Annotated in this window: 23 protein-coding genes; 13 read left to right on the top strand and 10 right to left on the bottom strand. The window is 71.1% G+C overall.

Features of this window, described 5'->3' with window-relative positions:
- Positions 1 to 11 precede the first annotated feature (11 nt).
- The 4 genes from ACGFYP_RS20950 to ACGFYP_RS20935 form a co-directional block, all read right to left on the bottom strand.
- Positions 12 to 1,712: a methylmalonyl-CoA mutase gene (locus ACGFYP_RS20950; protein ID WP_393495448.1), complete on the bottom strand. Its 1,701-nt coding sequence runs from the start codon at positions 1,710 to 1,712 to the stop codon at positions 12 to 14.
- 83 nt (positions 1,713 to 1,795) lie between these two features.
- Positions 1,796 to 2,128 carry a DUF3817 domain-containing protein gene (locus ACGFYP_RS20945; RefSeq protein WP_361959503.1) on the bottom strand — a complete coding sequence of 111 codons (333 nt, stop codon included), beginning with the start codon at positions 2,126 to 2,128 and terminating at the stop codon, positions 1,796 to 1,798.
- Positions 2,129 to 2,184: 56 nt separating this feature from the next.
- Positions 2,185 to 2,694, bottom strand: a complete 510-nt coding sequence (locus tag ACGFYP_RS20940; protein ID WP_361959506.1) for a MarR family transcriptional regulator — start codon at positions 2,692 to 2,694, stop codon at positions 2,185 to 2,187.
- Positions 2,695 to 2,703: 9 nt separating this feature from the next.
- The gene (locus ACGFYP_RS20935) at positions 2,704 to 3,999 is read right to left on the bottom strand and encodes an MFS transporter (RefSeq protein WP_393495443.1); all 1,296 of its coding nucleotides are present in this window, start codon (positions 3,997 to 3,999) and stop codon (positions 2,704 to 2,706) included.
- A gap of 84 nt (positions 4,000 to 4,083) precedes the next feature.
- On the opposite strand from ACGFYP_RS20935, the gene ACGFYP_RS20930 reads away from it, so the two are divergent.
- Together ACGFYP_RS20930 and ACGFYP_RS20925 are read left to right on the top strand one after the other, a co-directional pair.
- Positions 4,084 to 5,094: a DUF5937 family protein gene (locus ACGFYP_RS20930; protein ID WP_393495440.1), complete on the top strand. Its 1,011-nt coding sequence runs from the start codon at positions 4,084 to 4,086 to the stop codon at positions 5,092 to 5,094.
- A gap of 21 nt (positions 5,095 to 5,115) precedes the next feature.
- The gene (locus ACGFYP_RS20925; RefSeq protein ID WP_393495437.1) at positions 5,116 to 6,147 is read left to right on the top strand and encodes a glycoside hydrolase family 6 protein; all 1,032 of its coding nucleotides are present in this window, start codon (positions 5,116 to 5,118) and stop codon (positions 6,145 to 6,147) included.
- Here the strand turns inward: ACGFYP_RS20925 and ACGFYP_RS20920 are convergent.
- The 4 genes from ACGFYP_RS20920 to ACGFYP_RS20905 all read right to left on the bottom strand — a co-directional run bounded on the left by ACGFYP_RS20920 (position 6,144) and on the right by ACGFYP_RS20905 (position 10,763).
- Positions 6,144 to 8,105, bottom strand: coding sequence for a galactose oxidase-like domain-containing protein (locus ACGFYP_RS20920; protein ID WP_393495434.1), 1,962 nt, complete (start codon positions 8,103 to 8,105; stop codon positions 6,144 to 6,146). The two genes, ACGFYP_RS20925 and ACGFYP_RS20920, sit on opposite strands and share 4 nt — an antisense overlap.
- Positions 8,106 to 8,108: 3 nt before the next feature.
- Positions 8,109 to 9,929 carry a glycosyltransferase family 2 protein gene (locus ACGFYP_RS20915; protein WP_393495431.1) on the bottom strand — a complete coding sequence of 607 codons (1,821 nt, stop codon included), beginning with the start codon at positions 9,927 to 9,929 and terminating at the stop codon, positions 8,109 to 8,111.
- Between the two features lie 199 nt (positions 9,930 to 10,128).
- Entirely contained in the window at positions 10,129 to 10,422 is a 294-nt protein-coding gene (locus ACGFYP_RS20910; RefSeq protein WP_361959521.1) for an MTH1187 family thiamine-binding protein, read from the bottom strand.
- Positions 10,419 to 10,763 (bottom strand): DUF3817 domain-containing protein, encoded by a 345-nt coding sequence (locus ACGFYP_RS20905; RefSeq protein WP_361959524.1) that lies wholly within the window; start codon positions 10,761 to 10,763, stop codon positions 10,419 to 10,421. Before ACGFYP_RS20905 ends, ACGFYP_RS20910 begins: the two co-directional genes overlap by 4 nt.
- A gap of 126 nt (positions 10,764 to 10,889) precedes the next feature.
- Here ACGFYP_RS20905 and ACGFYP_RS20900 point away from each other — a divergent pair, with 126 nt between their 5' ends.
- The 4 genes from ACGFYP_RS20900 to ACGFYP_RS20885 all read left to right on the top strand — a co-directional run bounded on the left by ACGFYP_RS20900 (position 10,890) and on the right by ACGFYP_RS20885 (position 13,559).
- Entirely contained in the window at positions 10,890 to 11,528 is a 639-nt protein-coding gene (locus ACGFYP_RS20900) for an AIM24 family protein (RefSeq protein ID WP_393495426.1), read from the top strand.
- Entirely contained in the window at positions 11,528 to 12,178 is a 651-nt protein-coding gene (locus ACGFYP_RS20895) for an AIM24 family protein (protein ID WP_393495423.1), read from the top strand. The genes ACGFYP_RS20900 and ACGFYP_RS20895 overlap by 1 nt, the downstream gene beginning before the upstream one ends.
- Positions 12,175 to 12,963, top strand: a complete 789-nt coding sequence (locus tag ACGFYP_RS20890; RefSeq protein ID WP_393495420.1) for an AIM24 family protein — start codon at positions 12,175 to 12,177, stop codon at positions 12,961 to 12,963. The genes ACGFYP_RS20895 and ACGFYP_RS20890 overlap by 4 nt, the downstream gene beginning before the upstream one ends.
- 119 nt (positions 12,964 to 13,082) lie before the next feature.
- Complete coding sequence (locus tag ACGFYP_RS20885) at positions 13,083 to 13,559, top strand: MarR family transcriptional regulator (protein WP_361959536.1); 477 nt, start codon at positions 13,083 to 13,085, stop codon at positions 13,557 to 13,559.
- Positions 13,560 to 13,625: 66 nt separating this feature from the next.
- Here ACGFYP_RS20885 and meaB read toward each other — a convergent pair whose 3' ends face one another.
- Together meaB and ACGFYP_RS20875 are read right to left on the bottom strand one after the other, a co-directional pair.
- On the bottom strand, positions 13,626 to 14,582 hold the full coding sequence (meaB, locus tag ACGFYP_RS20880) for a methylmalonyl Co-A mutase-associated GTPase MeaB (RefSeq protein WP_393495417.1): 957 nt from the start codon (positions 14,580 to 14,582) through the stop codon (positions 13,626 to 13,628).
- Between the two features lie 56 nt (positions 14,583 to 14,638).
- Positions 14,639 to 15,838: an acetyl-CoA C-acetyltransferase gene (locus tag ACGFYP_RS20875; protein ID WP_393495413.1), complete on the bottom strand. Its 1,200-nt coding sequence runs from the start codon at positions 15,836 to 15,838 to the stop codon at positions 14,639 to 14,641.
- Between the two features lie 137 nt (positions 15,839 to 15,975).
- Here ACGFYP_RS20875 and mce point away from each other — a divergent pair, with 137 nt between their 5' ends.
- From mce to ACGFYP_RS20840, 7 genes are all read left to right on the top strand, one after another.
- Entirely contained in the window at positions 15,976 to 16,416 is a 441-nt protein-coding gene (gene mce, locus ACGFYP_RS20870; protein WP_361959545.1) for a methylmalonyl-CoA epimerase, read from the top strand.
- 212 nt (positions 16,417 to 16,628) lie between these two features.
- Positions 16,629 to 20,954: a polarized growth protein Scy gene (scy, locus tag ACGFYP_RS20865; RefSeq protein WP_393495408.1), complete on the top strand. Its 4,326-nt coding sequence runs from the start codon at positions 16,629 to 16,631 to the stop codon at positions 20,952 to 20,954.
- A gap of 114 nt (positions 20,955 to 21,068) precedes the next feature.
- Positions 21,069 to 22,007 carry a cellulose-binding protein gene (locus tag ACGFYP_RS20860; protein WP_393495405.1) on the top strand — a complete coding sequence of 313 codons (939 nt, stop codon included), beginning with the start codon at positions 21,069 to 21,071 and terminating at the stop codon, positions 22,005 to 22,007.
- Between the two features lie 89 nt (positions 22,008 to 22,096).
- Entirely contained in the window at positions 22,097 to 23,062 is a 966-nt protein-coding gene (locus ACGFYP_RS20855) for an ABC transporter ATP-binding protein (protein ID WP_393495402.1), read from the top strand.
- A gap of 3 nt (positions 23,063 to 23,065) precedes the next feature.
- Positions 23,066 to 23,845 (top strand): ABC transporter permease, encoded by a 780-nt coding sequence (locus ACGFYP_RS20850; RefSeq protein ID WP_393495399.1) that lies wholly within the window; start codon positions 23,066 to 23,068, stop codon positions 23,843 to 23,845.
- Between the two features lie 123 nt (positions 23,846 to 23,968).
- A complete protein-coding gene (locus tag ACGFYP_RS20845) occupies positions 23,969 to 25,054 on the top strand; it encodes an ABC transporter ATP-binding protein (protein ID WP_361959557.1) in 1,086 nt (361 codons plus the stop codon).
- Positions 25,051 to 25,923 (top strand): ABC transporter permease, encoded by an 873-nt coding sequence (locus ACGFYP_RS20840; RefSeq protein ID WP_393495395.1) that lies wholly within the window; start codon positions 25,051 to 25,053, stop codon positions 25,921 to 25,923. The genes ACGFYP_RS20845 and ACGFYP_RS20840 overlap by 4 nt, the downstream gene beginning before the upstream one ends.
- Positions 25,924 to 25,934: the final 11 nt, after the last annotated feature.

Below are 25,934 nucleotides of genomic sequence, written 5' to 3'. Positions count from 1 at the left end.
CGCTCGCGCGGCTAGAAGCCCGGGGGCTCGGTGTAGATACCCCACTCCTCGCGGAGCACGTCGCAGATCTCGCCGAGCGTGGCCTCGGCACGGACCGCGTCGAGCATCGGGCCGATCATGTTCGAACCGTCCCTGGCCGCCGCGAGCATCGAGTCGAGCGCGGCGCGCACCCGGGCGTCGTCACGACGGCCCTTGCGCTCGCCGAGGACCCGGACCTGCTCCCACTCGACCTCGTGGCTGACCCGCAGGATCTCCAGGTCGCCGGTGACCGAGCCGTGGTGGACGTTGACGCCGACGACCCGCTTGTCGCCCTTCTCCAGGGACTGCTGGTACTGGAAGGCGGACTCGGCGATCTCGCCGGTGAACCAGCCGTCCTCGATGCCGCGCAGGATGCCCGAGGTGATCGGACCGATCGGGTGCTGCCCGTCCGGGTGGGCCCGACGGCCGCGCTCCTTGATCTGGTCGAAGATCTTCTCGGCCTCGGCCTCGATGCGGTCGGTGAGCTGCTCGACGAACCAGGAACCACCGAGCGGGTCGGCCACGTTGGCCACGCCCGTCTCCTCCATCAGCACCTGCTGCGTGCGCAGCGCGATCTCGGCGGCCTGCTCGCTGGGGAGCGCGAGGGTCTCGTCGAGGGCGTTGGTGTGCAGCGAGTTCGTACCGCCGAGGACGGCCGCGAGCGCCTCGACCGCGGTCCGTACGACGTTGTTGTACGGCTGCTGGGCGGTGAGCGAGACACCGGCGGTCTGGGTGTGGAAGCGGAGCCACTGGGCCTTGTCGGTCTTGGCGCCGTAGACCTCCTTCATCCAGCGCGCCCAGATCCGGCGGGCGGCGCGGAACTTGGCGATCTCCTCGAAGAAGTCGAGGTGCGCGTCGAAGAAGAAGGAGAGTCCTGGGGCGAAGACGTCGACGTCCAGGCCGCGGGAGAGGCCGAGCTCCACGTAGCCGAAGCCGTCGGCGAGGGTGTACGCGAGCTCCTGCGCGGCCGTCGCCCCGGCCTCGCGGATGTGGTAGCCGGAGACGGAGAGCGGCTTGTAGGCGGGGATGCCCTGGGCGCAGTGCTCCATCAGGTCGCCGATGAGGCGGAGGTGCGGCTCGGGCTGGAAGAGCCACTCCTTCTGCGCGATGTACTCCTTGAAGATGTCGGTCTGGAGCGTCCCGTTGAGGACGGCCGGGTCGACACCCTGGCGCTCGGCGGCGACCAGGTACATGCAGAAGACGGGCACGGCGGGCCCGGAGATGGTCATCGATGTGGTGACGTCGCCGAGCGGGATGTCCTTGAAGAGGACCTCCATGTCGGCGGCGGAGTCGATGGCGACGCCGCAGTGGCCGACCTCGCCGAGCGCCTTCGGGTCGTCGGAGTCGCGGCCCATGAGGGTCGGCATGTCGAAGGCGACCGAGAGGCCGCCGCCGCCGGCGGCCAGGATCATCTTGTACCGCTCGTTGGTCTGCTCGGCGTTGCCGAAGCCGGCGAACTGCCGGATCGTCCAGGTCCGGCCGCGGTAGCCGGTGGCGTGCAGGCCTCGGGTGAACGGGTACTCACCGGGCCAGCCGATGCGCTCGAAGCCCTCGTAGGTGTCTCCGGGCCGGGGCCCGTAGACGGGCTCCACGGTGTCGCCGGAGAGCGTGGTGAAGTCCGCGTCCCGCTTGCGGGCCTTGTCGTACCGGGCCTGCCAGCGGCGGCGGCCTTCTTCGATGGCGTCAGCGTCCATGCTTCGAATTTACTAGGACGTCCTAGTAAATGTCGATGGCAAACCTCCGCACATCCGTGCGGAGGTCGGGGGTCAGGACCGGGTCAGGCCTTGGCAGGGGCCGGCTGCGCGCCGCTGACCAGCGGAAGCGTCTCGCGGACGATCTTGCGCTCGACGAAGAACGCGGCGAAGGGAATCGTCCCGGACAGCAGCACCCACAGGAGCTTGCCGAACGGCCACTTCGCCTTGGAGCCCAGGTCGAAGGCGAAGATCAGGTAGATGATGTAGAGGACACCGTGGGCCTGGGAGACCGCGAAGGTCACGTCCTCGCCCATGTCGAACCCGTACTTGAAGACCATGCAGGTGCACAGCACGAGCAGCATGACGGCGGTGATGTACGCCATCACGCGGTAACGGGTCAGCACGCTGGATTTCATGCCGTCGAGCGTAACGGCACGTTCCGGGCGATCTTCGCCCGGGTGGGAGGTCGCGGTCAGGACTCGTCGAAGTCCTCCGCCGAGACCCGCAGCGGGCGGAGCATCGCGAAGATCTCGGCGCACTCCTCGGCGTCGTAGGCCCCGAGGCCGAACTCCATCGCCATCAGGTCGCGGGTGGCCGCCTCGACGACCTCGCGGCCCTTGTCGGTGATGGAGGCGAGGGTGCCGCGGCCGTCGTTCGGGTTGGGCCGCTTGTCGACGAGCCCGGACCTCACCAGTCGGTCGACGGTGTTGGTGACCGAGGTCGGGTGGACCATCAGCCGCTCGCCGATCTTGGACATCGGCAGCTCACCGGCCTTGGAGAAGGTGAGCAGCACCAGCGCCTCGTACCGCGCGAAGGTCAGTCCGTACGGCTTGACGACGGCGTCGACCTCCGCGAGGAGGATCTGGTGGGCGCGCATGATCGAGGTGATCGCGGCCATCGAGGGGACCGGCCCCCAGCGCTTCTGCCAGAGTTCGTCGGCGCGGGCGATGGGATCGAAGGGGAGACTGAGCGGCTTCGGCACGCGTCGACCTTACCCAGTGGTCACATGCCGGTCAGCCCCGTCTCGCACTTCGGTCGCACGGAGATGGAGGACGGCGGCGAGGACACAGAGGGTGCCGAGCACACCCGTGCCGGCGACCACGAGGTGGACGGGGAGGAACTCGGCGGCGAGACCGGCGCCGGCCATGCCGACGCCCTGCGCGGTCATCATGCCCGCGGTCATCAGGGTCATCGCCCTCCCCCGCTGCGCCTCGGGGACGGCGGCGACGAACCATGCGTCGAGGCCGAGCGTGTACGCGCCGGTGGCTCCGGCCACGAGGAGAGCGAGGCCCGAGAGCGCGGCGCCGGGCTCCAGGACGTACAGGAGATAGGGGAGGACGCCGACCAGGACCAGCGGGTACACGATCCGGGAGCGGGTCGCGGCGCTGAGCCTGGACCCGGCGAACAGCTCGCCCGCGATGGTGCCGACGGGGAAGGCGCACATCAGCAGGCCGAGCGCGGCGGTGGAGACGCCCGCCTGATCGGCGTAGGGGGCGGCGAGGGCCTCGGGGACGACGGCGAACAGGGGCGGCAGCCAGAACATCAGCATGAGGGCGCGGACGCGGCGGTCGCGGAGGAGGGCGAGATTGCCGCGCTCCTCCTCCGTCGTTGTCGCTCCGCGGGCGGGCCGCTTCCGCGTCCCGAGGCGCAGGAGGAGCGCGGAGGCGAGGAAGGTGGCGGCGGTGATCGCGATCGCGCCGCGCGGTGGGACGACGGTGAGGAGCAGGCCGCCGACGGCGAAGCCGGTGAGCAGGGCGCTCTGGGAGACGATCCGGAGGAGCGAGCGGCCGAGGACGAAGAGGTCGCCCTCGCCGAGGATGTCGGCGAGGGTCGCCGTCCGGGTCCCCTGGAAGACCGGCGCGACGGCGGCGACGGCGCACCGCAGGACCAGCAGCCCGGCGACGGGGGTGGCGGGCACGACCATGAGCGCGACGCAGCCGGCGCAGACGAGATCGCAGACGACGAGGACCCGGCGGGGCGGGTGGCGGTCGGCGACCCCGGCGAGGAGGGTGCCGCCGACGAGGTACGGCAGGAAGCCGAGGGCGAAGGTGAGCGCGGAGAGGAGCGGGGAGCGGGCGAGGTCGTAGACGAACACGGTGAGCGCGATCTCACTGACGACGACCCCGAGCAAGGACAACAGGTGCGCGACGAACACGACCCGGAACTCCCGCACGGCGAAGACGGCCCGGTAGCCGGGGCGGGGTGTGAGGCGGGGCTGGGGGCCGGGCTCGGGCGGCCGTATGGCGGTCGGGGGTTCGGACGGGGCTCCGGGAGGGGGCTTCGGCATGGCGGCAGACTGCCCCGCCCGCCCTCCCCCACCTAGACTTTCGGCTCCGGCCGAATCTTCCGCAGAGGCCAGGAGGGTCGACCCGTGCCGTACCACCTCCAGTTCGGCGAGGCCGACCCCCTCCGGATCCGGTTCGCGCTCTCGCCGCTCTGGGAGACGCACTCCGCCGTGCGCGTGCTCGCGCGCCCCCGGCAGCAGGGCTACCACCTGCCCTGGCTGCGGCGGATCCGGGGCGCCGCGCAGGGGCTCGAACTCGGGCCGCTGCAGCTGCTGATGCCCCGGCGCGGGCACAGCCCCGACTTCCTGTACCCGCCGCCCCTGGGGCCCGCCGCCTCCTTCGAGGAGGAAATCGCGGCTGTACGGGCGACCGACCCGGACCTCGCCCTGGACGACTTCGCGCGGGCGCTCGCCGAGACCCCCGGCGCCTCCGCGACCGACGAGGGGCGGCGGATGCTGGCCGATCCGGCAGGCACCGTCCAGCGGCTCGCGGATCTGCTCCAGGCGGCCTGGGAGGCCCTGGTCGCGCCGGACTGGCCCCGGCTGCGGGCGCTCCTGGAGGCGGACGTGGCGTACCACTCGCGCAGGCTCGCGGAGTGCGGGCTCGAACGCCTCCTCGGCGAGCTCCACCCCGGCTTCGGCTGGACGGCGGACACCGCCACCCTGACGGTCTCGTACGCGGGCGAACACGTCCGCGCGCTCGACGGCCAGGGCCTCGTCCTGATGCCCTCCGTCTTCATCTGGCCCGACGTGGTGAGCGGCTTCGACCCGCCCTGGCAGCCGACAGTCGCCTACCCGGCGCGCGGGATCGGCGGCCTGTGGACCGAGTCCGCGGGCGACCGGACCCCCGACGCGCTCGCCCGGCTGCTCGGCCGGGCCAGGGCGGACGTGCTGTGCGCGCTCGACGAGCCGGCCGGCACGACCGCGCTCGCGCACCGGCTCGGTCTCGCCCCCTCCTCCGTGTCGGCGCACCTGTCCGTCCTGAAGGACGCCGGTCTGCTGACCTCGCGTCGGTACGGCCACCAGGTGCTCTACGAACGCACCCCGATCGGCATGGCCCTGACCGGCTCCCCGGTGTCGCACCCCGCCCCCGCGTGACCGTTATGTCACGATGACGCCGTGTCCCGCCGCACGCCCTTCCCCGCCGCCCTGACCCTCGCCTCGACCCTGGCCGCCGCCCTGCTCCTGACCGGCTGCGGCGACCCGGACGAGCCCGCCCGCACCCCCGTCGGGCCGCCGTCCGCGCGCGGCGAGGCGGTGGCGCCCTCCGGCGGCTCCCCCTTCTGGGTCGATCCGGACAGCGACGCGGCCCGGCAGGTACGGCAGTACGAGGCGGAGGGCCGCGCCGAGGACGCGCGCGTCCTGAAGCGGATCGCGGAGCGGCCGGTCGCCGACTGGCCGGACGGCGACGATCCCGTACCGGACATCACCAAGGCCGTGCGCGGGGCCGCCGCGGACGAGCGGACCGTGGTCTTCGTCGCGTACAACATCCCGCACCGGGACTGCGGGATGTACTCGGCGGGAGGCTCGCCCGACGCGCAGGCGTACCGCACCTGGGTCGACTCCTTCGCCTCCGCCGTCGGGGACGCGCCCGCGATCGTCGTCCTCGAGCCGGACGCGGTGCCGCACGTCGTGGACGGCTGCACGCCCGCCCAGTACCACGACGAGCGCTTCCAGTTGCTCTCCGAGGCGATCGACCGGCTGAAGCGGCAGCCGAACACCCGGGTCTACCTGGACGCGGGCAATCCGGCGTGGATCGACGATCCGGGCAAGCTGGTGGAGCCGTTGCGCCGGGCCGGGATCGACCGGGCCGACGGCTTCTCGCTGAACGTCTCCAACTTCCAGACCAACGACACCGTGAAGGGCTTCGGCGCCGCGCTCTCCGGCCTCCTCGGCGGCACGCACTTCACCGTCGACACCAGCCGCAACGGCGACGGCCCCCTCCCGGGTGACCGGGAGGAGGCCTGGTGCAACCCGCCGGGCCGCGCCCTCGGCGTCCCACCGACCGACCGCACGGGCGACGAGCTGGTGGACGCCTACCTGTGGATCAAGCGCCCCGGCGAATCGGACGGCCCCTGCCGAGGCGGCCCGTCCGCCGGCACCTGGTGGCCGGACTACGCCCTGGGCCTGGCCCGCCGCGCGAAGACCTAACGGCCTCCCACCTGGACCCACCTCGCCTCCGACGAGATGCCGTCCTTGTCGGTGACGAAGAGCATGTACCAGCCGGGCGGGACCAGGGTTCGGTCGAGGGGGACCTCCACCGTCACCGAGTCCTTCGTCTTCGTCAGGCCCAGGGCCACCGAGCGCTGTTCGACGTCCGTGGTGTGGGTGACGGCGCTGGGGCGCATCAGTCGGGCCTTGGTGATGGTCGCCGCGTCCTTCGTGCGGAACGTCACGCGGCCGTTCTGGTCGAGTTCCTGCGGGCCCTCGCCCAGGGCGGGGCGGTCGGTGCCGGCGCGGTGGAGGGAGGGTGGGGTGAAGATCTCGATGCGCTGCTCGAAGCTGCCGAGCTTGGTGTTGGCCTGGTTGCCGTAGAGCGGGTCGGAGCCGAAGGTGGCGACCCGGCCGTCGGGCAGCAGCAGCGCCTCGGAGTGGTAGTTGCGGCCGACCGTCGGATCGGCCGCGGCGGCGAAGGCGTTGGCCCCGGGGTCGTAGAACTGCGCCTTGAGGATGTCGCTGCCGCCCGCGCCACGGTACTGCTCCGAGCCGCCGGTGGTGAAGACCGTGTCGTCGGGCATGAGCACGCTGCTGAGGTAGCGGGTGCCCTGCGGGAGCGCGGGTCCGTTCCGGAAGGCCGGGGTCTCCTTGGAGAGGTCGATGATCGAGGTACGGGCGGTGGACTTCGGGGACTCGCCGACCCCGCCGCCGCCGAGCACCATGACCTTCTGGTCCTGGACGGGCGGCAGCATCAGGGAGGCGGAGGTCTCCAGCTGGTCGGGGTCGGTCAGCCCGCCGAGCTTGGTGAAGGAGTTCTTCTTCAGGTCCCAGAGCCCCGGCTCGCGGCCCTTCTCCGCGGGCCCGTAGCCCGCGTTGGAGCCGGTGTAGAGCAGCTTGCCGCCCTTGGTGAGGAAGAGGGCCGGGTAGGTGGGGAAGTAGCGGAAGGGGCCCTCGGACCACTTCTTGGTCTTGGGGTCGTAGATCTCGTTGTCGCCGGGGACGACGTCGCCGACGTCGTTGAGCCCGGAAACGGCGAGGACCTTGCCGTCCTGGAGGGTGACGAGCGTCGGGTACCAGCGGGCGTCCTTCATCGGGGCGACGGGGATGTACTTCTCGGCCCTGGGGTCGAACTCGTAGGCGCCCCTGATGCCCTGGAAGTCCTGCTTCTCGGTGGTGAGCCGCTGGGCGAGGCCGTAGACGTTGTCGGCGTCGGCGCCCTTGAGCCCGACGATCTCGTACTGCGCGGCCTGGGTGGTGAGCGCCTGCGCGCCCTCCTTCCTCGCCTCAACGAAGACCCGCGCCTCCGCGGCGGTGACCTTGGTCTTCCAGGGCTTCATCTGGCCGCTCTTGAAGTACGAGACCTCGAAGTCGCGCTTGGCCTTGGGGACCGTGACGTCGAACTTCGACACGTACTCGACCCCGGACGGGGAGCGGAAGACCGTGCCCTTCTTGAGGGTGATCGCCTTGTCGGGGCTCTCGTTCTTGACCCGCATCCCGCCGCCGGCCCGCTTGACCTCGCCGTCGAGGATCTCGTAGCGGGCGGTGCCGCCGGCGACCAGGAGGCGGCCGTCGGCGAGCTGGGTGTGGCCGGAGCAGAAGAAGTCCTCGGGGGTGGGGATCTTCTTGAAGGTGTTCCGCTTCGGGTCCCAGAGGATGGTGTCGAAGGTGCCCGAGTCGAACTTCTTCTGGTCGTTGCCCGAGCCGGCGATGAGCAGCACCTTGCCGGTGTGCAGCAGCGCCGCGTGGATGGCGTTGACGCTGTACCCGGCGGGGACCTCGACGGGCGCCCAGGAGCCGAACCGTTTCTTGTAGCCGGGCTGGGCGATCTTGTACGCGTGGTACTTCTCCCCGACGAAGGAGACCGCCGCGGGCGCGTTGAGGGCCGCGAGGACCACGACGGCACCGCTGCCGAACAGCGTCTTCTTGAATTTCTTCGACGGCCGGTAGGCCATGGCTCAGTTCCCTCCGGTCGTCGTGGGCGCGGGTGCGGTGGCCGCGGGCGGATGCGGGGTGGCGGCGGCGATGACCTCGACGCCCTCGCGGGCGGGGGTGAGGCGGCGGGCGCGGGTACGGGCCCTGGCGCGGGCGCGTACCTGCCGGCTGCGCCGCTCGCGCAGGACCGTCCAGCTCCAGACGGCCACCGGGGAGAGGGCGATGACGAGTGCGAGCACGGCCCAGGTGCGCATGGCCGCGTGGGTGTGCTGGAAGTGGACGGAGGCGAGCAGCGAGACGATCAGCACCGCCGCCCAGTAGAGGTGGATACGGAAGGTGAGGATCCGGTCGGGGCTGGCCTCGCCGCCCTTGGGGGTGACGACGAAGCGCCCGCGGGTGCGCAGCACCGCGGAGCCGAGCGACTTGAGGTAGATCGGCGCGCAGAGCGCGGACATCGCCATGCCGGCCAGGCCGCCGGAGCCCTCGGGCTCGTGGGGCGAGACGTTGTGGCGGCGGTTCCAGAGGTAGAGGCCGATCTGCAGGGCGACCGCGTCGCTGTAGATCATCAGCCAGATCGAGGAGGAGACCTGGGTCCCGGAGGCGCCGAACCAGAGGAAGAGGACGCAGCTGAGGATGCCGAGCAGCCAGTTGATCGCCGTCATCGGGTAGTAGACGAGCATCAGCGTGTAGTTGAGGAAGCGGCCCGGCGGGACCCTGAAGGGGGTCTTCCAGTACTGCTTGATCAGCGTCTCGAACGTGCCCCGGGACCAGCGCAGCTGCTGGGTGAAGAAGTCGGTCCAGGAGGCCGGTCCCTCGCCGACGGCGAGCACGTCGGGGGTGTAGACGGAGCGCCAGAAGTGGCCGGTGCGCGGGTTCTTCCTCCGGTGCAGCTCGAAGCCGGTGGCCATGTCCTCGGTGATGGAGTCGTAGAGACCGCCGACCTGCTTGACGGCGGAGATCCGTACGACGTTGTTGGTGCCGACGAACATGGGCGCGTGGTAGCGGTTGCCGGCCCGCTGGATCAGCGCGTGGAAGAGGAACTGCTGGGACTCGGCGGCCTTGGTGACGGGCGAGGTGTAGTTGCCGTACACCTGCGGTCCGACGACGAAGGCGACGTCCGGGTCGCGGAAGAAGCCGAGCATCCGCTCCAGGAAGTTGGGGAGCGGGACGTGGTCGGTGTCGACGGAGGCGAAGAAGTCGTACGCGTCCCCGTGCATCGCGATCCACGCGTTGTAGTTGCCGTGCTTGGTGCGGGCCTTGTGGACGCCCTTCGGGCGGTTCCACTCGGGTATCCCGGCCCGGGTGAAGTGCTTGACGCCCAGTTCGGCGCAGAGCGCCTTGGCGCGTTCGTCGTCGCCCTCGTCCAGGAGCCAGACGTCGAGGGTGCCCTTGTGCCGGAGGCGTACGGCCCCTTCGAGGGTGCCGCGGACCATGGAGAGCGGTTCCTTGCCGGGGACGTACGTGGTGAGGAAGGCGACCCGGGTGCCCTTCTGCGGGTACACGGGTATGGGGTCGCGCGCGACCATCGTGGCGTGCGCGATCGAGGCGACGTTGACCAGCATGAAGAAGCAGATGAGCCCGATCGACACGAGCATCACGGCGTCGAGCCTGACGAGCCATCGGTCGCCGCCCTCGCGGACGGTCCAGTGGCTGGGCCAGACGAGGTACACGAGCAGCAGCGCGGAGAGCACCGGCGCCAGGCTCATGAGGAGGACGGCGCGCATTCGGTGCGGCTCCTTCGAGAGCAGACTTCGGTACTGCACCGTGTAGGCCGCCGTGTCCGGTTCCGTCAGAGGACCGGCGAGTCGGCTGTAGGTGTCGTAGTCGTAGCCTCTCGGCCGCACGGTGCCTCCAGCTGTCGTCGGACAGGTCGATACCCCCACAAAAGGGGAGAAGCATCGGCGTGTCGACTGGAGTCGTCCGAGTGAGTTGTTCTCGCTGCGCGTACGGGTGAGCCCCCGGCCCAGAGGGGTCGGGGGCTCGTCCGCGCGGTAAGGGCCGTCAGCCGTTCGGCCGGGGCCGTCCGGCGTCCGGTCCGGGCCGTCAGCCGTTCAAATGACGTTCGACGGTGGCGACTTTGGAGGCGAGGCCGTCCGTGACGCCGGGCCTGATGTCGGCCTTGAGGACGACGGAGACCCGGGGGGCGCGCGCCTCGACGGCGGCGACGGCGCGCTTGACGACGTCCATGACCTCGTCCCACTCCCCCTCGATGGAGGTGAACATCGCGTCGGTGCGGTTCGGCAGCCCCGACTCCCGTACGACCCGGACAGCGTCGGCGACGTACTCGCCGACCTCCTCGCCGACGCCGAGCGGGGTGACCGAGAAGGCGACGATCATGCCTCGACCGCGTCCTCGCGGCGGGCGCGGGAGGCGATGACGGCGTCCTCGGCCTCGCGCTTCAGCTTGCGCTCCGCGAAGAAGCCGCCGAGGGGCAGCACGGAGAGGACGAAGTAGAGCGCGGCGGTCTTGAACTGCCACTTGGTGCGGTTCCAGGCGTCCAGCCAGAACAGCACGTACAGGATGAAGAGGATGCCGTGGATCGCACCCATCACCGGCACGGCGTTGAACTCCGTGGTGCGCTTCAGCACCGAGCAGACCAGCAGCAGGAGGAAGGAGACGGCCTCCGGGGCGGAGACGAGTCGGAGGCGGTGGAGGGAGGAGGCGGTCTTGATGTCCACGGGAGGGGGTCACCTTCGTTCGATCTTGTGTACGCGATCTTGTGAACGGATGCACAAGGGTGGGCGGATCCATTGTGCACGTCGCCTTTGCTGTCTCTTTAACCGGGGGGCCCGTAATCTCCCTCCGTGGCTACGTTCCGACTCCAAGGCAGCAAAGTGCTCGCCGTCTCCATGACCGGTGACGCCGTCAAGGCGAAAAACGGCTCCATGGTCGCCTACGACGGCCAGATGGCCTTCAAGAAGATGTCCGGCGGCGGTGAGGGCCTGCGCGGCATGGTCACCCGCAGGCTCACCGGTGAGCAGATGGAGGTGATGGAGGTGAAGGGCCAGGGGACCTGCTGGTTCGCCGACCGCGCCTCCGAGATCAACCTCGTCCAGCTGCACGGCGACAAGCTCTACGTCGAGTCGAGCAATCTGCTCTGCACGGACGCGGGGCTGCGCACCGGCACGAGCTTCACCGGACTGCGCGGCGGGGCGACCGGCAACGGCCTGTTCACCACGACCGTGGAGGGCACCGGCCAGGCGGCGATCATGTCCGACGGCCCGGCGGTGGTGCTCCGGGTGAGCCCGCAGTACCCGCTCTCGGTCGACCCGGGCGCGTACGTCGCCCACCAGGGCAACCTCCAGCAGAGCTTCCAGTCCGGTGTGACGTTCCGCACGTTCATCGGCGAGGGCGGCGGCGAGGCCTTCCAGATCCGCTTCGAGGGCGACGGGCTCGTCTACGTGCAGCCGAGTGAGCGGAACACGATCGGGGGCGACGTCTGATGCCGTTCCGTGAGGTCAATTCCCGGATGGTCGAGGCGACCCTCGTGCCCGGACAGCGCATGTTCAGCCAACGCGGCGCGATGCTCGCGTACCGCGGCGACGTCACTTTCACGCCGAACATCGCCGGCGGCCAGGGCGGCGTGATGTCGATGATCGGCCGCCGGGTCGCCGGCGAGGCGACGCCGCTGATGACCGTCGAGGGCAACGGCACGGTGATGTTCGGGCACGGCGGCCACCACATCCAGGTGATCCAGCTGACCGGCGACACCCTGTACGTCGAGGCCGACCGGCTCCTCGCCTTCGACGGCACCCTGGAGCAGGGCACGATGTTCATGGGCTCCCAGGGCGGGGTCATGGGCATGGTGCGCGGCCAGGTGACCGGCCAGGGGCTCTTCACCACGACGCTCAAGGGCCACGGCGCGGTCGCCGTCATGGCGCACGGCGGCGTGATCGAGCTGCCGATCACCCCGGGCCGCGCGGTCCACGTGGACCCGCAGGCGTACGTCGCGCACCACGGCGACGTACGGAACAAGCTCTCGACCGCGCTGGGCTGGCGCGACATGGTGGGCCGGGGCTCGGGCGAGGCGTTCCAGCTGGAGCTGACCGGCAGTGGTGCGGTGTACGTGCAGGCCTCGGAGGAGAAGCTGTGACCGGTCCCGTCGTCCTCGACCCGCAGTCGCTCCCGTCCGACGACAACGTCAATCCGTACACCTTCTGCGTGGAGCTCAAGGGCTCCCAGTGGTTCCTGCAGAAGGGCAAGATGATCGCCTACTACGGGCGGATCGACTTCAACGGCATCGGGCACGGGCGCCTGGACCGCCTGGTCCGTACGTCGTTCCACTCGCCGCTGCACGCGAGCGACTGGGTGGTGGCGGAGGGCAGCGGCAAGATGCTCCTCGCCGACCGGGCCTTCGACGTGAACTCGTTCGACCTGGACGAGGGCAATCTGACGATCCGCTCGGGCAATCTGCTGGCGTACCAGCCGACGCTGGCGCTGAAGCAGTCGATCGTGCCGGGCTTCGTGACGCTGATCGGCACGGGCAAGTTCGTGGCGGCCTCGAACGGCCCGGTGGTCTTCATGGAGCCGCCGATGCGGGTGGACCCGCAGGCGCTGGTCGGCTGGGCGGACTGCCCGTCCCCGTGCCACCACTACGACCACGGCTACATGACGGGCGTGATGGGCGGCGTCCGGGCGCTGACGGGGATCGGCGGGAGCTCGGGCGAGGAGCACCAGTTCGAGTTCGTGGGAGCGGGTACGGTACTGCTCCAGTCGACGGAGTTGCTGATGGCCGAGCGGGCGATCGGCCAGGCGGGCGGGCAGCCCGGCGTTCCGGGCGGGGTGCCCGGGGCGCACGGTTCCGGCCAGGGGGCGCACGGCCAGGCACCGCGCCTTCCCGGACAGCTCGGTGACCTCCAGCGGCGCTTCGGGCTGTAGCCGGTAGTCTGCGGAGTGTGACGCCCTCGAACATCTGCACCCCGCACGTCGGGCCCGGGTGCCTGGCGTCACACTCCCCGACTTCGTCCAGTATTCAACTTCTTAGGTAGAATCCATATATGGAGACCGAGACGGCCACCCCCTGGCTCACCGACGCCGAACAGTGCGCGTGGCGCACGTATCTGGACGTCAACCGGATGCTGACGTACCAGTTGGAGAAGGACCTCCAGCCCTTCGGCCTGACCATGAACGACTACGAGATCCTGGTGAACCTCTCGGAGTCGGCGGAGCGCCGCCTGCGGATGAGCGACCTCGCCACCGCGACGCTGCAGTCCAAGAGCCGGCTCTCGCACCAGATCACCCGCATGGAGAACGCGGGGCTCGTCCGCCGCGTCAACTGCGAGTCGGACCGGCGCGGGCTGTACGCGGTCCTGACGGACGAGGGCATGGAGACCATGCGCAAGGTCGCACCCCACCACGTGGAGTCCGTGCGCAAGCACTTCATCGACCAGCTGACCCCGGAGGCGCTCGGCGACCTCCACGAGTCCCTCAAGCCGGTCGCGTCCGAACTGCGCGGCCGCAGGGGCAAGCCGTAACACTCCCGCCCGGGTGGGCAATCGGCCCGCAGGGGCGGAACGATTGCCCACGACCGGGGACGGGGCTCAGGCGCCCGTCAGGCTCGCGACCAGTTCGTCGGAGGCCGCGTACGGGTCCAGCTCGCCCGCCATGATGCGCTCCGCGAGCGCGTCGAGCCGGCGGTCGCCGTGCAGGTCGCCGATGCGTGCGCGCAGCGCCGTGACCGCGATCGTCTCGACCTCCCGCGCCGAGCGCGCCCGGCGGCGGTCGGCCAGGACCCCGTGCTCCTCCATCCACGCGCGGTGCTTCTCCAGCGCCTCGACGACCTCGTCGATGCCCTCGCCCCGCGCCGCGACCGTCTTGACGATCGGCGGCCGCCAGTCGGCGGGACCGCGCGCCTCGCCCAGGCCCAGCATGTGGTTCAGCTCGCGGGCCGTCGCGTCCGCGCCGTCCCGGTCCGCCTTGTTCACCACGTACACGTCGCCGATCTCCAGGATGCCCGCCTTCGCGGCCTGGATCCCGTCGCCCATGCCCGGGGCGAGCAGCACCACGGACGTGTCGGCCTGGGAGGCGATCTCCACCTCCGACTGCCCGACACCGACGGTCTCGACGAGGATCACGTCGCAGCCGGCCGCGTCCAGGACGCGGATCGCCTGCGGCGCGGACCAGGCGAGCCCGCCCAGGTGCCCGCGGGTGGCCATCGAGCGGATGTAGACGCCCGGGTCCGAGGCGTGCTCCGACATCCGGACCCGGTCGCCGAGCAGCGCCCCGCCGCTGAACGGGGACGAGGGGTCGACGGCCAGGACGCCGACCCGCTTCCCCGCCCGCCGGTACGCCGCGACCAGCGCCGACGTCGAGGTGGACTTGCCCACGCCGGGCGAACCCGTCAGGCCCACCACGTACGCGCCGCCGGTCAGCGGGGCAAGGGCCGCCATCACCTCGCGCAGCTGCGGGGACGCCCCCTCCACGAGCGAGATCAGCCGGGCCACGGCACGCGGCCGGCCCTCCCGCGCCTGGGCGACCAGTTCGGGGACGTCCACCATGTTCAACCGCTCCTTGCTTCCGGGAAACGCTGCCGGTGCTACTTGCCGGGCCGCGTCTACTTGGGTACGCGGACGACCAGAGCGTCGCCCTGACCGCCGCCGCCGCACAGCGCCGCCACGCCGACGCCGCCGCCGCGCCGCTTGAGCTCGAGGGCCAGGTGCAGCACCACGCGGGCGCCGGACATGCCGATCGGGTGGCCCAGCGCGATCGCGCCGCCGTTGACGTTCACCTTTTCCGGGGTCACGCCGAGGTCCTTCATTGACTGGACGGCGACCGCCGCGAAGGCCTCGTTGATCTCGATCAGGTCGAGGTCCTCGACGCCCAGGCCCTCCTTCTTCAGGGCGTGCTGGATCGCGTTGGACGGCTGCGACTGCAGCGAGTTGTCCGGGCCCGCCACGTTGCCGTGGGCGCCGATCTCGGCGATCCACTCGAGGCCCAGCTCCTCCGCCTTCGCCTTGCTCATCACGACGACGGCGGCGGCGCCGTCCGAGATCTGCGAGGAGGTGCCGGCGGTGATGGTGCCGTCCTTGGCGAAGGCCGGGCGCAGCTTGCCGAGCGACTCGACCGTCGTCTCGGCGCGGATGCCCTCGTCCTTCGAGAAGATGACCGGGTCGCCCTTGCGCTGCGGGATCTCGACCGGGGTGATCTCGGCCTCGAAGATGCCGTTCTTCTGCGCGGCGGCGGCGCGCTGGTGCGAGAGCGCGGCGATCTCGTCCTGCTCGGGGCGCCGGATGCCCAGGCGGGTGTTGTGCTTCTCCGTGGACTCGCCCATGGCGATCTTCTCGAAGGGGTCGGTCAGACCGTCGTACGCCATCGCGTCGAGCATCTCGATCGCGCCGTACTTGAAGCCCTCGCGGGACTTCGGGAGGAGGTGCGGGGCGTTGGTCATCGACTCCTGGCCACCGGCGACGACGATGTCGAACTCGCCCGCGCGGATCAGCTGGTCGGCGAGCGCGATGGCGTCCAGGCCGGAGAGGCAGACCTTGTTGACGGTCAGCGCCGGCACGTTCATGGGGATGCCCGCCTTGACGGCGGCCTGGCGCGCGGGGATCTGCCCGGCGCCCGCCTGGAGCACCTGCCCCATGATCACGTACTGCACCTGGTCGCCGCCGATGCCGGCCCGGTCGAGGGCGGCCTTGATGGCGAAACCGCCCAGGTCGGCGCCGGAGAAGGAGGTGAGGGAGCCGAGGAGTCGGCCCATGGGCGTGCGGGCGCCCGCGACGATCACTGAGGTGGTACCGGTCGTTCCAGACATGAGGCACGGCCCCTAGGGATGAGGAGTGAACGAGGGTTTACCTTCAATGTACTGAGCGGTCACGCGCACGGTCACCGGCCAGTCGGTGTGACGGCGCGCACGTTGCGTAACCACCTCTCCGGGGGTGGACTGGAGCCATGCTGACGCGAATCGACCACATCGGGATCGCCTGCTTCGACCTCGACAAGACCGTCGAGTTCTACCGCGCGACCTACGGCTTCGAGGTGTTCCACTCCGAGGTGAACGAGGAGCAGGGCGTCCGCGAGGCCATGCTCAAGATCAACGACACCTCCGACGGCGGCGCCTCGTACCTCCAGCTCCTGGAGCCCACCCGGGAGGACTCCGCGGTGGGCAAGTGGCTGGCCAAGAACGGTGAGGGCGTGCACCACATCGCCTTCGGCACCGCCGATGTCGACGGCGACGCCGAGGCCATCCGCGGCAAGGGCGTCCGGGTCCTCTACGACGAGCCGAGGATCGGCTCCATGGGCTCTCGTATCACCTTCCTCCACCCCAAGGACTGCCACGGCGTACTGACCGAACTGGTCACGTCCGCCGACCCCTCCTCAGCGGAGCACTGACCTCCGGATTCCTGGCCCGGTAGAGTGGGCGACTCCGGGCCGGGGCCGGTCGGGGCCGCATGCCCATGCGGCGTCGAAGTCGGGGTATCCGATCTGCCACGATTCCCGGGGGGCCGTTCTCCGGGGAACGGTGCTCGTTGGAGTGTGCGACCAGGGTTGGGGTCTCCCCTGCTCGAACGCGTTGAGAGCTCGGGGAAGGATGGGACCGCGCAGTGCGGGGCTACGAACGCCAGGAGAGCCACCGAGCTGAAGACGACCATCTCTCGCGGTTCGAAGCCGAGATGGACCGGCTGAAGACCGAGCGGGAGAAGGCCGTCCAGCACGCCGAGGACCTCGGTTACCAGGTCGAGGTGTTGCGCGCCAAGCTCCACGAGGCGCGTCGCACCATCGCGTCCCGCCCCGCGTACGACAGCGCGGACATCGGCTACCAGGCCGAACAGCTGCTGCGCAACGCGCAGATCCAGGCCGAACAGCTGCGCCAGGACGCCGAGCGCGAACTGCGCGACGCCCGCGCCCAGACCCAGCGCATCTTGCAGGAGCACGCCGAGCACCAGGCCCGGCTCCAGGCCGAGCTGCACGCCGAGGCCGTCCAGCGCCGGCAGCGCCTGGACCAGGAGCTCGCGGAGCGCCGGCAGACCGTCGAGGCGCACGTCAACGAGAACGTGGCCTGGGCCGAACAGCTGCGCGCCCGTACGGAGTCGCAGGCCCGCCGCCTCATGGAGGAGTCCCGCGCCGAGGCCGAGCAGGCGCTCAGCGGTGCCCGCGCGGAGGCCACCCGGCTCGCCGAGGAGACCCGCCAGCGGGTGGGTTCGGAGGCCGAGGCGGCCCGTGCCGAGGCCGAAGCGATTCTGCTGCGCGCCCGCAAGGACGCCGAGCGGCTCCTCAACGCCGCGTCCACGCAGGCGCACGAGGCCACCAGCCATGCCGAGCAGCTGCGTTCCTCCACCACCGCCGAGACCGAGCAGTCCCGTCAGCAGGCCGCCGAGCTGTCCCGCGCCGCCGAGCAGCGGATGCAGGAGGCCGAGGACCGGCTCCGCGAGGCCCGCGCCGAGGCCGAGAAGGCGCTCGCCGAGGCCAAGGAGGCGGCCGCCAGGCAGCTGTCGTCCGCGGAGTCCGTCAACGAGCAGCGCACCCGTACGGCGAAGGCCGAGATCGCCCGGCTCGTCTCCGAGGCGACCAAGGAGGCCGAGACCCTCAAGGGGGCGGCCGAGGAGAAGCTGCGCGAGGCCACCGCCGAGGCCGAGAAGCTGGTCTCGGAGGCCTCCGACAAGGCCCGTACGGTCGCCGCCGAGGACTCGGCCGCCGCGCTCGCCAAGGCCGCCCGCACGGCCGAGGAGGTCCTGACCAAGGCCTCCGAGGACGCCCAGGCCACCATCCGCAAGGCCTCCGAGGAGGCCGAGCGGATCCGGCGCGAGGCCGAGACGGAGGCCGACCGGCTGCGCGACCGGGCCGGGGAGCAGGCCGACGAGCTGCTCGGTTCGGCCAAGGACGACACCAAGGAGTACCGCGCCAAGACCGTCGAGCTGCAGGAGGAGGCGCGCAGGCTGCGCGGCGAGGCCGAGCAGCTGCGGGCCGAGGCGATCGCCGAGGGCGAGAAGATCCGCGGCGAGGCCAGGCGCGAGGCCGTCGGCCAGATCGAGGAGGCGGCCGGCACCGCCGAGGAGCTGCTGACCAAGGCCCGTACGGACGCCGACGAGCTGCGCGCGAGCGCGGGCGCCGAGGGCGAGCGGGTCCGCTCGGAGGCCATGGAGCGCGCGCAGACGCTGCGCACGCAGGCCGAGGAGACGCTGGAGCGCACCCGCGCCGAGGCCGAGCGGATGCGGGCGGAGGCCGAGGAGCAGGCCGAGTCGGTCAAGGACGCGGCCGAGCGCGCCGCGGCCGAGCTCCGTGAGGACGCCGAGCGGGCCGCCGCCGCCCGCCGCGAGGAGGCGGCCGAGGAGCTGACCCGGCTGCACACCGAGGCCGAGACCCGGGTCGAGAGCGCCGAGAAGGCGCTGACCGACGCGCGCGCCGAGAGCGAGCGGCTGCGCCGCGAGGCCGCCGAGGAGACCGAGCGGCTCCGCACGGAGGCCGCCGAGCGGATCCGTACGCTCCAGGCGCAGGCCGAGCAGGAGGCCGAGCGGCTCCGCACGGAGGCCGCGTCGGACGCGTCGACCGCGCGCGCCGAGGCGGAGGCCGCTGCCGTACGGCTGCGCACGGAGGCGTCGACGGAGGCCGAGCGGCTGAAGTCGGAGGCCCAGGAGACCGCCGACCGGGTACGCGCCGAGGCCGCTGCCGCGGCCGAGCGGGTGGCCGCCGAGGCCGCCGAGGCGCTGGCCGCCGCGCAGGAGGAGGCCAACCGGCGGCGCCGGGAGGCCGAGGAGACGTTGGAGTCGGCCCGTTCCGAGGCCGACCGGGAGCGCGAGCACGCCCGCGAGCAGTCCGAGGAGCTCCTCGCCTCCGCCCGTAAGCGGGTGGAGGAGGCGCAGACCGAGGCGCAGCGCCTGGTCGAGGAGGCGGACCGGCGGGCCACGGAGATGGTGTCCGCGGCCGAGCAGACGGCCAAGGAGGTACGGGACTCCGTCGCCGGCCTCCAGGAGCAGGCCGAGGAGGAGATCGCCGGGCTGCGCAGCGCGGCCGAGCACGCGGCGGAGCGCACCCGTACCGAAGCGCAGGAGGAGGCGGACCGGGTCCGCGCCGACGCGTACGCCGAGCGGGAGCGGGCGACCGAGGACGCCAACCGGGTCCGGGCGCGCGCCCAGGAGGAGACCGAGGCCGCGAAGGCGCTGGCCGAGCGGACGGTCGCGGACGCGATCTCCGAGTCGGAGAAGCTGCGCGCGGACACGGCCGAGTACGCCCAGCGGGTACGGACGGAGGCGACGGACGCGCTGGGTTCGGCCGAGCAGGACGCGGCCAGGACCCGTGCGGACGCCCGCGAGGACGCCAACCGGATCCGTTCCGAGGCGGCCGCCGAGTCCGAGCGGCTCACCGCCGAGGCGGAGGAGCTGGTCACGCTCGCCCGCACGGAGGGCGAGCAGATCCTGGACGAGGCCCGCAAGGCGGCCGACAAGCGCCGCGCGGACGCCGCCGAGCAGGCGGACACCCTCATCACGGAGGCCGCGGGCGAGGCCGAGCGTCTTACGGCCGACGCGGAGGCGCTGCGGGCCGAGGCCGAGCAGCTGAAGACGGACGGCGAGGCGCACGCCCAGGCACTGCGGGTCGCCGCGCTCGCCGACAGCGAGCAGGTCCTCGACGAGGCGCGCAAGGCGGCCGACAAGCGGCGTTCGGACGCCGCCGAGCAGGCCGACGCGCTGATCGCCGAGGCCACGGGCGAGTCGGACCGGATCACCGCGGAGGCGGTGGCGCTCCTGGAGTCGACCGAGCAGGACGCGCAGCGGATCCGTACCGAGGCCGAGCAGGTCAAGGCGGCGGGCGAGGCCGAGGCGGAGGCGCTGCGGGCCGCCGCGCGCGCGGACGGCGAGCAGGTCCTGGACGAGGCGCGGAAGGCGGCCGACAAGCGCCGCGCGGACGCCGCCGAGCAGGCGGACTCGCTCATCGGCGAGGCCACGAGCGAGGCCGAGCGGATCACGGCCGAGGCGGCCGACGAGGCGGAGCGGCTGCGGGCCGAGGGCGCGGAGAACGTGGGGCAGGCCCAGCAGGCCGCCGAGCGGATCCGTGCCGAGGCCGAGCGGGTCAGGGCGGACGCCGAGGCGGCGGCGGAGCAGATGCGCTCCGAGGCGCGCGAGGAGGCCGACCGTACGCTCGACGAGGCGCGCGAGGCCGGTGCCAAGCGCCGTTCGGACGCGGCCGAGCAGGCCGACCAGCTGATGGCGAAGGCCCAGGAGGAGGCGCTGCGCGCCACCACCGAGGCGGAGTCCCAGGCGGACACGATGGTCGGCGCGGCCCGTCAGGAGGCCGACCGGATCGTGGCCGAGGCGACGGTCGAGGGCAACTCGCTGGTGGAGAAGGCCCGTACGGACGCGGACGAGCTCCTGGTGGGCGCGCGCAGCGACGCGACGGCCATAAGGGAGCGGGCGGAGGAGCTGCGGGCCCGTATCGAGGGCGAGATCGAGGAGCTGCACGAGCGGGCGCGGCGCGAGACGGCCGAGCAGATGAAGACGGCCGGCGAGCGGGTCGACAAGCTGGTGAAGGCGGCGGAGGAGCAGCGGGCCGAGGCGGCGGAGAAGGCCAAGGAGTTGGTCTCGGAGGCGAGTTCGGAGGCGAGCAAGGTCCGGATCGCCGCGGTGAAGAAGGCCGAGGCGCTCCTGAAGGAGGCCGAGCAGAAGAAGGCCTCGCTCGTCTCGGAGGCGGAGAAGGTCAAGGCGGAGGCCGAGCACGAGGCCGAGACGATGATCTCCGAGGGCAAGCGCGATCTCGATGTGCTGGTGCGCCGTCGCGAGGACATCAATGCCGAGATCTCCCGTGTCCAGGACGTACTTGAAGCGTTGGAGTCTTTCGAGGCGCCGTCCGGCGGGGCGAAGTCCGCCGGTGCGATGGGTGACAAGGCGGGCGTTCCGGCGGGGGCAACACGTTCGAGTGGCAAGTCCTCCGAGGGCTAGCCACTCAAAAGGCTGGACATTCTCCAGATCAAACGGGCATCCGCTCGATGACACGCCGCTTCGGCCCCTAGGATTCCCCCTAACACCTCACCGGTCTCATTCGACAGGAACCCCATGAGCGACACTTCCTCCCCCTTCGGCTTCGAGCTCGTGCGGCGTGGTTACGACCGCGGTCAGGTGGATGACCGCATTACCAAGCTCGTCGCCGACCGTGACAGTGCTCTAGGACGAATCACCTCTCTGGAAAAGCGCATCGAGGAGCTCCACCTCGAGACGCAGAACGCCCAGGCCCAGGTCACCGACGCCGAGCCGTCGTACGCCGGCCTCGGTGCGCGTGTCGAGAAGATCCTCCGCCTCGCCGAGGAGGAGGCGAAGGACCTGCGCGAGGAGGCCCGTCGCGCCGCCGAGCAGCACCGCGAGCTGGCCGAGTCGGCCGCGCAGCAGGTGCGCAACGACGCCGAGTCGTTCGCGGCCGAGCGCAAGTCGAAGGCCGAGGACGAGGGCGTCCGGATCGTCGAGAAGGCGCAGGGCGAGGCCAACTCGCTGCGCGGCGAGGCGCAGAAGGACGCGCAGTCCAAGCGTGAGGAGGCGGACGCCCTCTTCGAGGAGACCCGCGCCAAGGCCGCCCAGGCCGCCGCGGACTTCGAGACCAACCTGGCCAAGCGCCGGGAGCAGTCGGAGCGCGACCTGGCCTCGCGTCAGGCCAAGGCCGAGAAGCGTCTGGCCGAGATCGAGCACCGCGCCGAGCAGCTCCGCCTGGAGGCCGAGAAGCTGCGTACGGACGCGGAGCGCCGGGCCCGTCAGACGGTGGAGACCGCGCAGCGCCAGGCCGAGGACATCGTGGCCGACGCGAACGCCAAGGCCGACCGGATCCGGTCGGAATCGGAGCGCGAGCTCGCCGCGCTGACGAACCGCCGCGACTCGATCAACGCCCAGCTGACCAACGTCCGCGAGATGCTGGCGACGCTGACCGGCGCCGCCGTGGCGGCCGCCGGCTCCCCGATCGACGACGAGCCGGCCACCCGTGGTGTCCCGGCTCAGCAGACCCGCTGACGCCTTTCTCGGTAACGAGTGGGCGACGCGTCGCGAAACCCTCCGTCATTCCGGTGGCGGAGGGTTTTTCGCGCCCGTAGGTTGTACGCATGATCGAGCTCGAGGCCCTGACGAAACGGTTCGGATCGAAGACGGCGGTCGACCATCTCTCCTTCCAGGTGCGGCCGGGCGTGGTGACCGGCTTCCTCGGGCCCAACGGCGCGGGCAAGTCGACGACCATGCGGATGATGCTCGATCTGGACAACCCGACGAGCGGTACGGTCCGGATCGACGGCAAGCACTACCGGGAGCTCCAGGAGCCGCTGAAGTACATCGGGGCGCTCCTCGACGCCAAGGCGATGCACGGCGGCCGGTCGGCGTACAACAATCTGCTCTGCCTCGCGCAGTCGAACCGCATTCCGCAGAGCCGCGTCGGAGAGGTCCTCGACCTGGTCGGTCTGACGTCGGTCGCGAAGAAGAAGTCGAAGGGTTTCTCCCTCGGCATGGGCCAGCGGCTCGGAATCGCCTCGGCGCTGCTGGGTGATCCCGAGATCCTGATGTTCGACGAACCCGTCAATGGTCTGGACCCCGAGGGAATTCACTGGATCCGCAATCTGATGAAGGCGCTCGCCAACGAGGGCCGGACGATCTTCGTTTCCAGCCATCTGATGAGCGAAATGGCCCTGACGGCCGATCATCTGATCGTGATCGGGCAGGGAAAACTGCTGGCCGACACGTCGATGGCGGATTTCATCCACCAGAATTCGCGGAGCTACGTACGGCTGCGTTCGCCGCAGCAGGAGCGGCTGCGGGACGTCCTGCACGAGAGCGGCTTCACGCCCGTCGAGGCGGGCAACGGCACGCTGGAGGTGGACGGCGCCACGACCGAGAAGATCGGTGAACTGGCGGCCGAGCACCGGCTCGTCCTGCACGAGCTGAGCGCGCAGCGCGCCTCTCTCGAAGAAGCGTTCATGCAGATGACCGCGGGTGCTGTGGAGTACCACGCGCACGGCACGGACGTCCACGCGGCGGAACCGGCGGGCCCCCGCTGGGGCGACACCACCAAGGGAGCCTGAACGATGGCAGCGGTATCGGCGGTCCTCCAGTCGGAGTGGACCAAGATCCGGACGGTCTCGTCGACGGTCTGGACCCTGGCGAGCGCGCTCCTGGTGACGGTGGCGATGGGCGCGGCCCTGAGTGCGCTGATCGAGTCCACGTTCAGCGATCTCTCCGAGGCCGAGCAGGCGACCTTCGACCCGACCTTCGTCAGCTTCTCCGGGATGATTCTCGGCCAGCTGGCGATGGTGGTCTTCGGCGTCCTGGTCGTCGGCACGGAGTACAGCTCCGGCATGATCCGCACCTCGCTCGCGGCCGTGCCGCAGCGGGCGACCTTCATCTTCTCCAAGATCGCGGTGGCGGGCGCGCTCGCCCTGGGCGTCGGCCTGGTGACCAGCTTCCTGTCGTTCTTCCTGGGCCAGGCCCTCCTCGGCGAGCACCGCACGACGCTCGGCGCGGACAACGTGCTGCGGGCGGTCGTCGGCGGCGGGCTCTACATGGGTCTCATCGCGATCTTCTCGATGGGTGTCGCGACGATGCTGCGCTCCTCGATGCTCTCGCTCGGGATCCTGGTGCCGTTCTTCTTCCTGGTCTCGCAGATCCTCTCGGCGGTCCCGAAGGCCAAGGAGGTCGCGCTCTACTTCCCCGACCAGGCCGGCTCCAAGATCATGCAGGTCCTCCCCGACGCCCTGAACACGGAGGAGGCGCCGTACGGGCCCTGGGGCGGCCTGGGGATCATGGTCCTCTGGGTGGCGGCCGCGTTGCTCGGCGGCTACCTGGTCATGAAGAAGCGGGACGCGTAGCGCGTCCATCACGATTTCGGCTTGGCCGGAACCGTCAACCCCTGGATAAGCTCCTAGCTCATACGGGGGCCCCGGCCGTCGGCCAACGGCCCCGACGACCTGACCTGTCGATGGGGCTGGAGAATGATCGAGGCAGTCGGCCTGACGAAGCGCTATGGCGCCAAGACGGCCGTGTACAACCTTTCCTTCCAGGTGAGGCCGGGTACCGTCACCGGCTTCCTCGGCCCCAACGGTTCCGGCAAGTCGACCACGATGCGCATGATCCTCGGGCTTGACCGGCCCACGTCGGGGCATGTCACGATCGGCGGCCACCCCTTCCGGCAGCTGCCGAACGCGCCCCGCCAGGTGGGGGCGCTGCTCGACGCCAAGGCCGTGCACGGCGGCCGGAGCGCCCGCAGCCATCTCCTGTCGCTCGCCCAGCTCGCCGGTATCCCGGCGCAGCGGGTCGACGAGGTCCTCGGGGTCGTCGGACTCCAGGACGTCGCCAAGCGCCGCTCCAAGGGCTTCTCGCTGGGCATGGGGCAGCGTCTGGGCATCGCCGCCGCACTGCTCGGCGACCCGCAGGTGCTGCTCTTCGACGAGCCGGTGAACGGTCTCGACCCCGAGGGCATCCTCTGGGTCCGTAATCTCATGAAGAAGCTCGCCGCCGAGGGCCGGACCGTCTTCGTCTCCAGCCACCTCATGAGCGAGATGGCGCTGACCGCCGACCATCTGATCGTGATCGGCCGGGGCCAGCTGATGGCCGACATGAGCGTCAAGGACTTCATCTCGGCGAACTCCGCCGACTTCGCCCGGGTCCGCACCCCGGAGGCGGAGCCGCAGCAGCGGGAGAAGCTGACGGCCACCCTGATCGAGGCCGGCGGCCGGGTGATGTCCGAGCCGGACGGCGCGCTGCGGGTGACCGGTCTGGCGCTGCCGCGGATCAGCGACCTGGCGCACGACGCGGACGTACGGCTCTGGGAGCTCTCGCCGCACCAGGCCTCGCTGGAGGAGGCGTACATGCGGATGACGCAGGGCGCCGTGGACTACCGCTCCACCGACGACCAGCTGGCGCACCTCCAGCAGCCGCAGCCGCAGCACCTTCAGCAGCCGGCCCAGCCGGTCGTGCAGGACGTACCGCAGCAGGGCTGGTACGCCCCGCCGCCGCCCGGACAGAACCCGTACGCGACGCAGAGCGAGCCCGCCAAGAACGCCGAGGACGCCCGATGACCGCCCCCGCCCCCGCTCCCCTCCCCGCCCCCGCTCCCCTCCCCACCCCCGGCCCCGCGGCCGTCCCGTACTCGTACGTCTCCCCCATCCCGGTGCGCCGGGCGCATCTCGGGGACGCGCTCGCCTCGGAGTGGACCAAGATCCGTTCCGTGCGCTCCACGATGTGGACGCTGGGTGTGATGGTGCTGCTGATGCTGGTCATCGGCCTCGGCGTCGCCGCGGTCGTGTCCAGCGCCGACGTTCCCGCCGACCAGGAGTCGGCGCTCGCGCTCGGCTTCTTCGGTGTGCTCCTCGGCTCGATCTGTGTGATCACGCTCGGCGTGCTGACGATCGCCTCCGAGTACGGCACGGGGATGATCCGTACGACGCTGACCGCCTGCCCGACCCGCGGCCGGGTCCTGACGGCCAAGGCGATCGTCTTCTTCCTGCTCGTCTTCACGATCACCACGGTGACGGCGACGGTGGTGGGCGTGGCGCAGGTGGCGATGGTGCCGGAGGCCGCCGAGCCGACCTCGGGCGAGTGGCTGCGGGCGACGGTCGGTGTCGGCCTGTTCCTGGCGCTGCTCGGCCTGCTGTCGCTGGCCATCGGCGCGATCATCCGGCACTCGGCGGGCGCGATCACGATCATGATCGGTGTTCTGCTGCTGCCGCTGGTGGCGGCCATGTTCATGTTCTCGGAGTCGCTGGCCAAGCTGCAGCAGTGGCTGCTCGACTACGCGGTCCCGAGCCAGCTCATCGCGCTGTACGCCGGCAAGTCGGCGATCGGCCAGTCCGGCCCCTCGGGCTGGGACCCGGTCTGGATCATGGCGATCATCGCGGCGGCGGTGATGGGCGGCGCGTACGCCCTGCTGAACAGCCGGGACGTCTGAGTCCGGCCGAT

Source organism: Streptomyces sp. NPDC048370, from assembly GCF_043200825.1.
GTDB lineage: Bacteria > Actinomycetota > Actinomycetes > Streptomycetales > Streptomycetaceae > Streptomyces.
This window is presented reverse-complemented; position numbering and strand designations above follow the sequence as displayed.

Coding starts and splice junctions, on each gene's coding strand:
- ACGFYP_RS20950 (WP_393495448.1), bottom strand. CDS start 1,712: ATGGACGCTGACGCCATCGAAGAAGGCCGCCGCCGCTGGCAGGCCCGG.
- ACGFYP_RS20945 (WP_361959503.1), bottom strand. CDS start 2,128: ATGAAATCCAGCGTGCTGACCCGTTACCGCGTGATGGCGTACATCACC.
- ACGFYP_RS20935 (WP_393495443.1), bottom strand. CDS start 3,999: ATGCCGAAGCCCCCTCCCGGAGCCCCGTCCGAACCCCCGACCGCCATA.
- ACGFYP_RS20920 (WP_393495434.1), bottom strand. CDS start 8,105: ATGGCCTACCGGCCGTCGAAGAAATTCAAGAAGACGCTGTTCGGCAGC.
- ACGFYP_RS20910 (WP_361959521.1), bottom strand. CDS start 10,422: ATGATCGTCGCCTTCTCGGTCACCCCGCTCGGCGTCGGCGAGGAGGTC.
- ACGFYP_RS20895 (WP_393495423.1), top strand. CDS start 11,528: ATGCCGTTCCGTGAGGTCAATTCCCGGATGGTCGAGGCGACCCTCGTG.
- ACGFYP_RS20885 (WP_361959536.1), top strand. CDS start 13,083: ATGGAGACCGAGACGGCCACCCCCTGGCTCACCGACGCCGAACAGTGC.
- meaB (WP_393495417.1), bottom strand. CDS start 14,582: ATGGTGGACGTCCCCGAACTGGTCGCCCAGGCGCGGGAGGGCCGGCCG.
- ACGFYP_RS20875 (WP_393495413.1), bottom strand. CDS start 15,838: ATGTCTGGAACGACCGGTACCACCTCAGTGATCGTCGCGGGCGCCCGC.
- mce (WP_361959545.1), top strand. CDS start 15,976: ATGCTGACGCGAATCGACCACATCGGGATCGCCTGCTTCGACCTCGAC.
- ACGFYP_RS20860 (WP_393495405.1), top strand. CDS start 21,069: ATGAGCGACACTTCCTCCCCCTTCGGCTTCGAGCTCGTGCGGCGTGGT.
- ACGFYP_RS20855 (WP_393495402.1), top strand. CDS start 22,097: ATGATCGAGCTCGAGGCCCTGACGAAACGGTTCGGATCGAAGACGGCG.
- ACGFYP_RS20850 (WP_393495399.1), top strand. CDS start 23,066: ATGGCAGCGGTATCGGCGGTCCTCCAGTCGGAGTGGACCAAGATCCGG.
- ACGFYP_RS20845 (WP_361959557.1), top strand. CDS start 23,969: ATGATCGAGGCAGTCGGCCTGACGAAGCGCTATGGCGCCAAGACGGCC.
- ACGFYP_RS20840 (WP_393495395.1), top strand. CDS start 25,051: ATGACCGCCCCCGCCCCCGCTCCCCTCCCCGCCCCCGCTCCCCTCCCC.